The sequence below is a fragment of the Nakamurella flava genome, from assembly GCF_005298075.1.
Taxonomy (GTDB): domain Bacteria; phylum Actinomycetota; class Actinomycetes; order Mycobacteriales; family Nakamurellaceae; genus Nakamurella; species Nakamurella flava.
Genome location: NZ_SZZH01000001.1, coordinates 1,139,610 through 1,150,752 on the forward strand (window position 1 = coordinate 1,139,610; position 11,143 = coordinate 1,150,752).

12 protein-coding genes are annotated in these 11,143 nt (G+C 71.0%); 5 read left to right on the forward strand and 7 right to left on the reverse strand.

Going from position 1 to position 11,143, the window contains the following annotated elements:
- The first annotated feature begins 66 nt into the window (after positions 1-66).
- Positions 67-1,839 (forward strand): phosphatase PAP2 family protein, encoded by a 1,773-nt coding sequence (locus FDO65_RS05080; RefSeq protein ID WP_166442034.1) that lies wholly within the window; start codon positions 67-69, stop codon positions 1,837-1,839.
- 19 nt (positions 1,840-1,858) lie between these two features.
- On the opposite strand, the gene FDO65_RS05085 is transcribed toward FDO65_RS05080, so the two are convergent.
- Entirely contained in the window at positions 1,859-2,341 is a 483-nt protein-coding gene (locus tag FDO65_RS05085) for a glutathione peroxidase (protein ID WP_137448329.1), read from the reverse strand.
- A gap of 60 nt (positions 2,342-2,401) precedes the next feature.
- Here FDO65_RS05085 and FDO65_RS05090 point away from each other — a divergent pair, with 60 nt between their 5' ends.
- On the forward strand, positions 2,402-3,307 hold the full coding sequence (locus tag FDO65_RS05090) for an NAD(P)-dependent oxidoreductase (protein WP_205849788.1): 906 nt from the start codon (positions 2,402-2,404) through the stop codon (positions 3,305-3,307).
- On the opposite strand, the gene FDO65_RS05095 is transcribed toward FDO65_RS05090, so the two are convergent.
- The 3 genes from FDO65_RS05095 to FDO65_RS05105 all read right to left on the reverse strand — a co-directional run bounded on the left by FDO65_RS05095 (position 3,285) and on the right by FDO65_RS05105 (position 6,690).
- A complete protein-coding gene (locus tag FDO65_RS05095) occupies positions 3,285-4,013 on the reverse strand; it encodes a hypothetical protein (protein ID WP_137448330.1) in 729 nt (242 codons plus the stop codon). The two genes, FDO65_RS05090 and FDO65_RS05095, sit on opposite strands and share 23 nt — an antisense overlap.
- Before the next feature lie 54 nt (positions 4,014-4,067).
- Positions 4,068-5,321, reverse strand: coding sequence for an alpha/beta hydrolase family protein (locus FDO65_RS05100; RefSeq protein WP_166442035.1), 1,254 nt, complete (start codon positions 5,319-5,321; stop codon positions 4,068-4,070).
- A gap of 112 nt (positions 5,322-5,433) precedes the next feature.
- Positions 5,434-6,690, reverse strand: a complete 1,257-nt coding sequence (locus FDO65_RS05105) for a serine hydrolase domain-containing protein (protein ID WP_137448332.1) — start codon at positions 6,688-6,690, stop codon at positions 5,434-5,436.
- A 280-nt stretch (positions 6,691-6,970) separates the two neighbouring features.
- On the opposite strand from FDO65_RS05105, the gene FDO65_RS05110 reads away from it, so the two are divergent.
- Positions 6,971-7,729, forward strand: a complete 759-nt coding sequence (locus FDO65_RS05110) for a GAF and ANTAR domain-containing protein (protein ID WP_166442036.1) — start codon at positions 6,971-6,973, stop codon at positions 7,727-7,729.
- Between the two features lie 13 nt (positions 7,730-7,742).
- Here FDO65_RS05110 and FDO65_RS05115 read toward each other — a convergent pair whose 3' ends face one another.
- Positions 7,743-8,531 (reverse strand): fructosamine kinase family protein, encoded by a 789-nt coding sequence (locus FDO65_RS05115; protein ID WP_137448334.1) that lies wholly within the window; start codon positions 8,529-8,531, stop codon positions 7,743-7,745.
- 48 nt (positions 8,532-8,579) lie between these two features.
- Between FDO65_RS05115 and FDO65_RS05120 the strand changes: the two genes are divergently transcribed.
- Both FDO65_RS05120 and FDO65_RS05125 read left to right on the forward strand, forming a co-directional pair.
- On the forward strand, positions 8,580-9,461 hold the full coding sequence (locus FDO65_RS05120) for an Fpg/Nei family DNA glycosylase (RefSeq protein WP_137448335.1): 882 nt from the start codon (positions 8,580-8,582) through the stop codon (positions 9,459-9,461).
- 46 nt (positions 9,462-9,507) lie between these two features.
- Positions 9,508-9,894: a nuclear transport factor 2 family protein gene (locus FDO65_RS05125; protein ID WP_137448336.1), complete on the forward strand. Its 387-nt coding sequence runs from the start codon at positions 9,508-9,510 to the stop codon at positions 9,892-9,894.
- A 13-nt stretch (positions 9,895-9,907) separates the two neighbouring features.
- Here the strand turns inward: FDO65_RS05125 and FDO65_RS05130 are convergent, their stop codons facing one another.
- Complete coding sequence (locus FDO65_RS05130) at positions 9,908-10,498, reverse strand: YceI family protein (RefSeq protein ID WP_137448337.1); 591 nt, start codon at positions 10,496-10,498, stop codon at positions 9,908-9,910.
- A 180-nt stretch (positions 10,499-10,678) separates the two neighbouring features.
- The gene (locus tag FDO65_RS23380) at positions 10,679-11,098 is read right to left on the reverse strand and encodes a DUF3024 domain-containing protein (RefSeq protein ID WP_137448338.1); all 420 of its coding nucleotides are present in this window, start codon (positions 11,096-11,098) and stop codon (positions 10,679-10,681) included.
- Positions 11,099-11,143: the final 45 nt, after the last annotated feature.

The following is an 11,143-nucleotide window of genomic DNA, read 5'->3' on the forward strand; positions in this document are numbered from 1 at the left end:
ACTCGCACCGCTGTGCGCGGGGATCTCGGTCCTCGACTTCTCGGATCCACCCTGGTCGGTGCGGTCGTGCTGAGTACCGCGCTGATCGGAGCCACCGGAGCGACCGGCGCCGAGTCGACCACCTCGTCGAGCGCGACCACGACCACCAGTCCCTCGACCGACCCCGCCGACACTCCGGCACCGGAGGCGGTGCCGATCCTCAGCGGCTTCTCCGACTTCTGGAACCTGGCCGCCTCCGGGCCGACGCCCGTCCTGAACCCGACGGTCCTCCAGCACAACGACGAGATCGTGGTCTGGATCAACAACCACGCGACCCCGGCGCAGCAGTTCACCGCTCTGCAGACGGCGGTCTTCGACGGCGCGTCCCCGGACAGCTACGACCAGTCGATCACGCTCGCTCCGGCCCTGGGGTCTGTGCTGGCCCCGCTGTACGTCACCGGGCGGCAGAGCGGCGCCCTGCCGTTGACCACGGCGCTGGTGAACGCCAAGACCGGGACCGCCGGCAACTACATCGATGTCGGCACGCCGAAGAACTACTTCGACGGTCTGCGGCCCTACTGGCCGACCGACGACAGCACCCCGCCGGCTGACAACGCCTGCCCGGCCGGGTTCCCCTCCGGGGACTACATGGGACCGATCCGGGACGGCCAGCCGTACGCCGACTCGAACGGCAACCTGCTCATCGATCAACTGGCCGACACCAGCGACACCACCGGGCAGTACACCTCCTCCTCGGTGACCCTCAGCGGTGGGTACGCGGGCCTCTGCGGCAATCCCCCCAGCCAGTACCCGGACGGACCGTCCTACTCGTTCCCCAGCGGGCACACCACGTCGGCCTACCAATCGGCCATCACGCTGGCCACCCTGCTGCCCGAGTTGGGTCCGGAACTGCTCGCCCGGGCCTCCGAGCACGGCAACAACCGGCTGGTGGTGGGTGTGCACTCCCCGCTGGACGTCATCGGCGGACGGATGCTGGGTGAGGCGTCGATCGCCGCCCGCTGGTCGCAGCCCGACTACGTCACCAGCTCACTGGCCCCGGCCGCCGTCGAACTGCGGACGTACCTGGAAACCCAGTGCGGCGGAACCATTACCGCCTGCCTCGCGCGGGGATCGGCATACCAGGACAACCCCTACGCCGGACAGGTCATGCCGGGTGGCACCGCCCAGATCGTCACCGATCGGAAGTCCGCGGTCGCCACCTACCGCGAACGGATGACGTACTCGTTCGCCCCGTCCGGGACGACGGGACTGCCGATGACGGTCCCGCCCGGGGCCGAGAACCTGCTGCTGACGACCTATCCCACGCTGACGGCCGCGCAACGGCAGGCCGTCCTCGCGCAGACGTCGATCGACTCGGGCTACCCGCTGGATCTGACCGACCAGGGCGACGCGGCCTGGCAGCGAATAGATCTCGCCGCGGCGATGAGCGCCAAGGTGCAGATCAACGCGGACGGCTCGGTCACCGTGCTGTCGGTCGGCGGGGCGGCGGAGGTCGTCACGGCACCTCCGACGACGACCAGCACCCCCACCACCACCACCACGACGACCCCCACGACGACGATCACCCCGGCGACCATCACGCTGGACCCGATCACCATCGCGCCCATCACCTTCACCGCGCCCCAGCCGATCATCGTCAACGTGCCCACCACCTTCACCTACTCCCCGGTGGTGGTGGCCACCGGACCCGCGGTCGTCGTGACCGGAACTACCGGCACCACCCTGGCGGCGACCGGTGCGTCGGTCGGTGCGCCGCTGGCCCTCGGGACGGTGGCGATCGGTACCGGCCTGCTGCTGATCACGGCCGTGGCGGCCCGGCGACGACCCCGGCACCGCTGAGGGGGCCGTCCCGGCAGGGTCACTCGGCGAGCGCAGCCTCGATGTCGGCGGCGATCGACGACGGCGTGGTGGTCGATCCGTAGCGGTGCCGGACCGTGCCGTCTTTGCCGACGAGGAACTTGGTGAAGTTCCACTTGATCCGGCTGGTGCCCAACGCCCCCCGGGCCTCCGAACGCAGCCAGACGAACAGCGGGTGCGCGTCGGGCCCGTTCACGTCGACCTTGGCGAACATCGGGAAGGTGACGCCGTAGTTGACCGAGCAAAACTCGCTGATCTGCGCCTCGGTGCCGGGGTCCTGACCGCCGAACTGGTTGCAGGGGAAGCCCAGCACCGCCAGACCGCGGTCACGGTAGGTTTGCCACAACTCCTCGAGGCCGCCGAGTTGCGGGGTGAAACCGCAGGCCGACGCGGTGTTGACCACCAACACCACGGATCCGCTGTACGCCGCGAGTGACCGGGGCGTCCCGTCGATGGCGTCGGCGGTGAAGTCGGCCAGGATCACGTGTCCTCCAGGTGCGGTGCCCGTCCGCTGGTCGACCCCCGACCGGGGAACCAGGACGGCGTGACGACTGTAACCAGCACCGCCGCGTCCACCCCCTCGCCGAACCCGTCGCCGGACCGCCCGCGTGTCGCAGTCCTCGGACTGGGCACGATGGGCGCCGCGATGGCCCGGCGGCTGATCGGCGCGGACCTGCCGGTCACCGTGTGGAACCGCAGCATCGGACGGGCCGAGCCTTTCCGGGACACCCCGGCCCGGGTGGCGGACGACCCTGAGGACGCGGTGGCCGATGCCGACGTGGTCCTGACGATGCTGTTCGACGGGGCGGCCGTCCGCGCGGTGATGGACCTGGCCCTGCCGCGGATGGCGCGGGGCTCGGTGTGGATGCAGAGTTCGACGGTCGGCGTCGCCGCGACCGACCAGTTCGCCGACGCGGCGGACGCCGCCGGCGTCACCTACGTCGACGCCCCGGTGCTCGGCACCAAGGGTCCGGCCGAGCAGGGCACCCTCACCGCCCTGGTCGCCGGACCACCGGCCACCGTCGAGCGCCTGGCACCGGTGCTCGACGCGATGGCGGCCAAGACCGTGCGGGTCGGCGGCGCGGCTCCTCTGGCCTCCGGGCTGAAGCTGGCGATGAACGCCTGGATCGCCACCCTGACCGCAGGGATCGCCCAGTCGTTGACGCTCGCGCGCACCCTCGGCGTCGAACCCGGCCTGGTCCTGGAGGCGCTGGCCGGTTCCGGTCCCGACAGTCCCTACGCGCAGCTCAAGGGGACGGCGATGCTCGGCGGCGACTTCGATCCGCAGTTCGAACTGGCCGGACTGCTCAAGGATGTCCGTCTCGTCCGGCAGGCCGTGCCGCAGCCGAACGCGCTGCTGGCCGCCCTGGAGCAGACCTACGCTTCAGCGGCGGACCGGGGGGCGGCCGACCTCGACATCGCCGCCGTCATCCGGGCTTTCGACCAGTAGCCCGGGCATCCGGAACCGCTTCGGTGAGCCCGGCCCGTCGGGCCAGAGACAGCAGGGCGGCGGCAACGCCGACGGGGTCCACCATCAGGTGCAGGTGCCCGCCGCCCAGGCGGAGCGTCGGCCAGCCGGCGTCGGCCGCGCGTTGCCGGTCGGCCTGATAGGTGTCGCCGAAGGACACGTACGCCGACCGGGTGCCGGCGAACGGCGGAACGATCACCGCGGCGGACAGGAGCGCGGCGGGCAGGCGGGGGGCCCGCCGTTCCACCTCGGCGCGCCATCGGGCACTCGGGAAGACACTGTCCCGATCGGCCGGCGACCACCAGAACGGCCACGCCACCGGCGCCCCGGTGGCGTCCACCGGGATCGACGAACGCAGCTGCGGGGGAACCAGCGCGACCTCGGTCGTTCGCGTCGGCTCCGTGGCCGGCAGCCGGGCATCCAGGAATACCGCCCCACGGACCGTGGCCTCCGCCAGCAGGTCCGGGACGAACAGTCCGGCGTTGCTGTGCGGGACCAGGATCGCTGGGCCGGCCGCCCGGACCTGGGACCGGTAGCGCTGCGCCAGATCAGTGGCGGACGACGGCACCCCCGGATCCGCGATCCGCACGTCCCAGCCGGCCTCAGCCAGCGCCGCGGCCAACGGCTCGACCGAGACCGGCCCCAGGAAGACACTGGGCAGCAGCACCGCCCGGTTGCGCGTACCCATCGGCACACCGTAGTGGGGACCGCGCCGCGGCCCCGGCACTACCGCGGACGGTGGTCAGCGGCGGGCGAGCGTCTCGTCCAGCCAGTCGAACACCCGCTGACCGAAGAGCGACGCCGCGCCCGCCTCGCAGTGCTCCCCGGCACCCTCGGCGTTCGTGAAGAGGATGAACTGTTTGTCGGTGGTCACCGCGTCGACGAGCGCCTGACCGGCCCCGCCGCGGACATCGTTCTCACCGCTGCAGACCAAAACCGGACAGCTGATGCGGTCGGCCAGGCCGTCGATCGTGTACGGCGCGGACGCCCGCAGATAGTCCAGCGGGGTCGAGAGACCATGAGTGAGCATGCCCCGATTGAGGGTGAAGTCGACAGCACCGTCCTGCTGCATCCGTTCGGTCAAAACCCGGTTGAGGACGGCCGGATCGCCGGTGTGCAACTGGTCCCGGTATTCCGGGGGCAGCAGAGAGGCCGCCCCGGCCCCCGGCGCGTACTGGGCGGCGTCCGCGATGACCGCCGCCACCCGGTGCTCGGCGGTGGCCGCCCGGGGCGCCAGGTAGCCGCCCCAGCTGCGGCCGACGAGGACGACCCGGGTGGGGTCGATCTCGGAGCGCTCCAGCAACCAGTCGATCTGCGGGGTCACCACGGCCTCCCAGTCCGGCCGGAACACCAGCCCCTGCTCGACCAGTGCACCGCCCTGCCCGGGACCGTCGACCAGCAGCACGGCATAGCCACGGCGGAGGGCGGCCACCGCACCGAACCAGGTCTCCTCCTTCGTGCCGTCGTATCCGTCGACCGCGACCACGACCGGGAACGGGCCGGCGCCACCCGGAACGACGTAGTATCCCTCCAAAGCCGTTGACTCGTAGGGGATCTCGACGATCTCGAGGCGTGTTCCACCCGCCCTGGGAGCCGGCAGTGCCCAGGCCCGCTGGAACGCGGCGCGTTGCCGGCGGTAGGCGGCCACGAAGCGCTCGTCCAGCGGCGGCCGGAACCCGAACAGGGCCGCCTGGCGGAAGTAGGTACTGGCCCGCAGGTACCCCTCGAACGCGCTGACCAGGTGGCCGTCCCGCTCGCACCGTTCGGCGATGGCGTGGACGCGTTCGGCCAGGGCTGACCATTCGGCGTACCAACTGTCGCGATCGCCCGGACAGATGCGACGGGCCGTGACGAAGCATTCGCCGACGTCGGCGCCACCGGCCGGTATCAGGTCCAGCGCGCGCAGGAACTGTCCGTCGAACTCGTCGTCCGCGAACGCCAGGCCCCGGAGGGTGATCGATCGCGCGGCCTTCGGGTCGCCACTGGGGACGTTCACGGGTCTTCCTCTCCGACGGGTCTGCCCGGGGGAACGACGGCGGCTCAACGCCTTTCGGGGCCGACCCCGGGGGCGCGGTCGTCGCACCACCCGGAGCCGGCCTACCGGACGGTCAGTCGACCACCGCCGCGGTGGCCGCCGCGACGATCCGCAGGTTCTGCGGCAGTGCCCCGTCGAACCCGGGGGTGCTCATCGTCAGAATGACGGTGTCCAGGGCCGGGTTGTTAACGAACTTCGTCGAGAAGAAGCCCTGCCAGCTGTAGGCCCCCGGACCACCGAGGTAGTGCAAAGACCCCGCGGGCGCGTTCTCACCCTCCTGGATGTCGACCTGATAGCCCCACTTGTTCTGCGTCAGCTGCCAGTTGCGGAGGTCCCCGATCTGGTTGGTGGTCATCAGGCGCACCGCGGCCCGGCTCAGCACGCGCACGCCGTCGAGCTCACCGTTGTTGAGCAGCATCTGAGCGAACCGGAAGTAGTCGGCCGTCGTGCCGTGCAGACCCCCGGCGCCGCTGAAGTACGTCTGGTGCTCGCTGAACGTGTAGTCCGGCCCCAGGTTGCCCAGTCCCAACGGCGACGTCCCGACCTGCTTCTCGTCGCGACCGGCCCAGTAGACGGCAGCGATCCGGTGGCGCTCCTCGGCCGGCGGGAAGAACCAGGTCTCCTGCATACCTAGCGGCTCGAAAACGTTCTCCCGCAGGTAACTGTCGAAGTCCTGCCCGGAGATGACCTCGACCAGCCGACACAGGGTGTCGACGGAGTTGTTGGAGTAGTCGAAGGCCTCGCCCGGGTGGGCGATCAACGGCAGGGAGGCCAGCAGCTTGACGTTCTGTTCCAGCGTGATCGGCGGTGCGTTCAGGTCATCCATCAGGCCGGCCTCGGCGTACAGCTTGGGCACCACGTGGTAGATCGGCGGCTCGAAAAGCCCGTGCCACCAGGTGTTGGTCATGCCGGCCGTCATGGTCAGCAGGTGGTGGGCGGTGATGGGCCGAGCCGCGGTCTCCAGATGAACCTCCTGCCAGTCCCGCACCACGGCGACCTTCATGTCCGCGAACTCCGGCAGATGATCGGAGATCGGCGCATGCAACGCCAGCCGACCCTGCTCCCACAACTGCAGCACCGCCACCGCGGCGACCACCTTGGACATCGAGGCCAGCCGGAAGATGGAATCGGTCTGCATGGGCACGTTCTCATCGGCCTTGCCGAAAGCCTTGAAATAGCCGACCTTGCCGTGCCGGGCCACCAGTACGACAGCGCCCTGGTGTATGTCGTCCGCCAGGTACTGCTCCTGCAGACGATCGATGTTCGCCAGAGCCCGGGCCGACAGACCGATCTCCTCCGGCGCCACCTCGGTGTACTCGGCCTTACCCATACGACAGTCCCTTCCCCGACGACGGTGTCGACGCCAGGTTAGGCGTGTCTCGCACATACGGCGAGACACGCTCTCCTGTGCCTTCCGGCGCCCTCGCAAGCTCGGGCGACTAGGCGTGGCGGCGGTGACCCGCTCAGCGACTGGGGTAAGTTCGTCAGGCTTCTCGTGCGCCGGTCAAAAGCCACCGGACCCCCGGGAAGGCGACCCCCGGGGTAAAAGTGCGACCAGTGTCCTTCCATACCGACATGCCCATCCCCGCTGCGGCAGCCCGAGGGGACTGATGGCAGCGGGAAGTGGTCCCGACCCGACCGAGTTCGCACGGTTGGCGTCGGACCTGCATCGGCAGCCCGACGTCGCGGCCGTTCTGGAACGGGTGGTCGCGGTAGCCGTCGGCGAGGTGCCCGGAGCCCGGTGGGCCGGGGTCACCGTGACGGACCGCGAGGGTGCCCGGACGCTGGCCGCCAGCGGACCGGTGGTCACCGCGGTCGACTCCCTGCAGTACGCCATGCGCGAGGGACCGTGCCTGAGCGCCGTCTCCGATGCCGATGTGGTGGTCTCCACCGATCTGCAGACCGACCCCCGGTGGCCGACCTTCGGGTCGCGCGCCCGGGAGTACGGGGTGCGATCCATGCTCGCCGTCCGGATGTTCAGCGATCACGGCACCGTGGGCGCGCTCAACCTGTACGCCGCCGAGCTCGACGCCTTCGGACCGGAGTCCGAGGCGGCCGCCGTCCCGTTGGCCATCCATGCGGGCACCGCTCTGGTGAGTGCCCGTACGGAAGCGAACCTGCGCCTGGCCCTGGCGTCGCGGGACGTCATCGGACAGGCCAAGGGCATTCTGATGGAACGCCACAAGCTCAGTGCCGACGACGCTTTCGTGCTGATGACCCGGGTGTCGCAGAGCCGGCACCGCAAGCTCCGCGAGGTCGCCGAACACCTGGCCAGCACCGGCGAACTCCTGGGCTCCCCCGCAGACAGCTCGGCGACCGACGCCGGCCGCGAACAGAACGGGCGGTCCGCACCGCCGGCGTCCGCCTGACCCGTCACCGACCTCAGGCGTAACGGCGCGCCACCGCGACCGCCTCCTGCGCGTAACTCGGGCCGTGACTGACCGCATGGACCAGCAGTGGATGGAGTTGGTGCAGACCGGTCCGCGACGCCCAGTCCGACGGCAGTCCGGCCGCCTGCGCATACGCCCCCGCCAGCACCTCCAGATGTGGCGTGCCGAAGAGCTCGAGCATCGCCAGATCGGTCTGACCGTGCCCGCCGTGGGCGGCCGGGTCGATGAGCACGGCCTGCACCATGTCCCCCGGCCGACCGGACCCGGCATAGAGGAGATTGCCGCCCCACAGGTCACCGTGGATGCGGGCCGGGGGGCGGTCGTCGTCGAATTCGCCGGCCGCCAGTCGATCGCACACCCGCTCGACGACCGTGGCCCCGTCCCGGCCGAGGTTGCCGTTGTCGACCGCGGCGCGCACGTAGGGCAGGAGCCGGGCGGTCGCGTAGAACGCGCCCCAGCGATCCCACCGACCGAGCGGCAGGCTCTGCCGCCCGATCCACCCGGTCGGATCCCGCCATTCCGGGGGCGGCGCACCGAACGCGTCCGCTCCGGCTGCGTGCAGAGCGGCCAGGTGACGACCGAAGCGCTCGGCCGCCGAACGGTCCGGCCGCACCGGATCGAGCCGGGTGAGCGTGATGGAGCCGGGGGTGACCGCGCGGACCTCGACGACCGTCGGGCCGCCGGCCGGCTCGGCCAACCAGCGCAGTCCGGCGGCCTCCCACTCGAAGAAGCCCGCAGGCGCACCCGTCCGACGTTTGACGAAGACCTCGCCGTCACCCATCGGCCCACCGTAACCACGGCCGGCCGGCCGGCGGGTACCGTCGCCGCCGTGCCCGAACTGCCCGAGGTGGAATCCGCCCGCCGTGTCCTGTCCGAGGGGGCGCTCGGGCGCACCATCACCGATGTGGACGACCACGACGAGTGGGTCACCCGCCCGCTCGGCCCGGGCGCCCTGCGGTCCGCCTTGGTCGGACGCCGCTTGACGGCCGCCCATCGCCGCGGAAAGTCGTTGTGGCTCAACACCTCCGGCCGTAGCGACGACCCGCAGGACGGTGTCGACCTCGGCCTGCATCTCGGGATGAGCGGCATCGTCGTGATCTCCGGTCCGGCCGACCCCGCACACACCCTCGACGAGACGGCCGCCGGCCACCCCCGGATCGCCCGGCGGCTGGTGGGGGGCGACTACCGCCCCGACCGCGAGGGTTTCGCCGACCGGGGGGCGTACCAGCGGTTCGCGGTGACCTTCGACGACGGCGGGGCGATGCGACTGCTCGACCCGCGCCGGCTCTCGCGGGTCCGGCTCGACCCCGACATCGACGCCCTCGGGCCCGATGCCCTGGACCTCGACCCGTCGGCCTTCCGCCGCACCGTCACCGCCGGCCGCCGGGTCAGCACCGCGCCGATCAAGGCACGCCTGCTCGACCAGTCCGTGCTGGCCGGTGTCGGCAACCTGCTGGCCGACGAGGCCCTCTGGCGCGCCCGGATCGGACCCGGTCGAGCCGTGGACACCCTGACCGCCCGCGAGTTGGACCGACTGGCCGTGGCCCTGCAGGATGCTCTGGGTGACGCACTCGACCGCGGCGGGGTGCACACCGGCGAGATCATCCCGTTCCGCAAGGCCGGCCAGCGGTGCCCCCGCTGCGGGGCGGAGATGGTGACCGGGACGGTCGGCGGCCGGACCACCTGGTGGTGCCCGAAAGAGCAGACCTGATCACGACGGCCGGTCGGGGCCTCATCGACCGACCTAGTCTCTCGGCATGACGATCGCACTGCTGCGGGAGATGTTCTCGCGGATGGTTGAGGGCAAGGACGCGACCCTCATCGAGCGGTACTACGACCCGTCGCTGCAGCTGTTCACCAACGGCCAGGTGCAGGACTACGAAGCGTTCTCCCGCGGACACCGGACGGTCTACGACACCCCGATCACCTACCGGGTGGAGTACGACGAACAGGCCTGGGTCCAGGACGACCGCCGACGGACCGTGGCCGCCCGGGTGTGGATCACGACGGCCCGTCCCCAGGAGGAGCCCACCCGCATCGAGGTCGTGCTCATCGCCGAATACACCGCCGACGGGCGGATCAGGCGGATCTGGGAGACGACCTATCCGGGCTGGGAAGATCTACCGGCGTTCGAGGACTACTGAACGGCGGGTCGGCTCAGGCCGGAACGACCAGCATCTCGATCGTCACCGTCATCCGCTGCGGCATCAACCGGGACAGGCCCGGGACGTCCACCCGCAATCCGTAGTCGTCGCGGTCCACCTCGCCCTCGGCGACGATGCGCAGGCCCGCCCGCTGCGGCATCCACCGCGCGGTCAACGCCAGCGGCCGGACGATCCCCCGGAGAGCCAGCTCGCCGCTGATCGCCGCCACCCCGGCCCCTGACTGCGCCACGCCCAGACCGTCGGCGCCCCCGCGAAAGCGGGCCACCGGATGAGCGGTCGCCGCGAACGGGTCGGCCGTGTCGATCAACTCGTCCCATACCGGATTGCCCGACGTGACCGTCGCGACTGCGATATCGACTCCGATGTCGACGGTTCCGGCCGCGACGTCGATGGTCAGTGCCCCGCTCACGTCGGGGAACCGGGCCGCCACCGTGGAGAGGAAACGAGAGACCCGACCCGAGAAGGCCACCCGGGACGCCGCCCCGTCCACCACCCAGTCGCCGTCCAGACCGGAGGTCATCGGACCACGGTTGTCCGCCGGGTGGGTGGGGTGGCGGTGCGATGCGAGAACTGCTGCGCTCATGACCGTTCCTGCGCTTCCGTGGGCCTGGGGTCGGATCGTCGGACACCCAGAACTCTCGCGGGACGCTCTGATACCTGACAGCCGGAAGCCCGCCCGGTCACGGTGCGGACAGCCACACCACGATCGAGCGGGCCGGTGACGGCAGACCGGTGGCGGACCCCTCGACCGCACCGGCAGGTCTCAGGCCGCGCAGGGCTCGGAGTCCACGACCGACAGCAGGACCCGCACGTCGGTGGTCTCGGCGATCTCCGGGTCCCGACGGAACTGCCGACCCGACGGCCAGTGCAACGACCAGCTGCCCGACTCGTCCTCGAAGCGCAGCCGGGCGATGGCGTCCCGACGCCACGACTCACGCCCCGGGCACCCCTCGCGCGGCGGCAGCACCTCGTAGATGGTGACGCTCCGGTCGGTCATGGCGCACTCCAGCCGGCGACCGCCACCCCTCGACGACGGTCGACCGGCCTGGCACCAGCGTCCCACCGTCAACAGGTCCGCGACCGGCCCCGGCGCGGTCGTCGCCATCTGACGGGGAACGAGAACCCCGGCTGCCGGGGACATCTCGGCAACCTGCGGCCTGACCGGCAAGTGTTGGGTGATCATGGCTCCTCCTCGGACCCGACAGTGGTGGCTGTGGTGTCCCGGTGC

What these genes read in the sequence shown, in the direction of transcription:
- FDO65_RS05115 (WP_137448334.1), bottom strand. Translation starts at nt 8,531, where the DNA reads ATGGGTGACGGCGAGGTCTTCGTCAAACGTCGGACGGGTGCGCCTGCG.
- FDO65_RS23380 (WP_137448338.1), bottom strand. Translation starts at nt 11,098, where the DNA reads ATGATCACCCAACACTTGCCGGTCAGGCCGCAGGTTGCCGAGATGTCC.
- FDO65_RS05130 (WP_137448337.1), bottom strand. Translation starts at nt 10,498, where the DNA reads ATGAGCGCAGCAGTTCTCGCATCGCACCGCCACCCCACCCACCCGGCG.
- FDO65_RS05125 (WP_137448336.1), top strand. Translation starts at nt 9,508, where the DNA reads ATGACGATCGCACTGCTGCGGGAGATGTTCTCGCGGATGGTTGAGGGC.
- FDO65_RS05095 (WP_137448330.1), bottom strand. Translation starts at nt 4,013, where the DNA reads ATGGGTACGCGCAACCGGGCGGTGCTGCTGCCCAGTGTCTTCCTGGGG.
- FDO65_RS05105 (WP_137448332.1), bottom strand. Translation starts at nt 6,690, where the DNA reads ATGGGTAAGGCCGAGTACACCGAGGTGGCGCCGGAGGAGATCGGTCTG.
- FDO65_RS05110 (WP_166442036.1), top strand. Translation starts at nt 6,971, where the DNA reads ATGGCAGCGGGAAGTGGTCCCGACCCGACCGAGTTCGCACGGTTGGCG.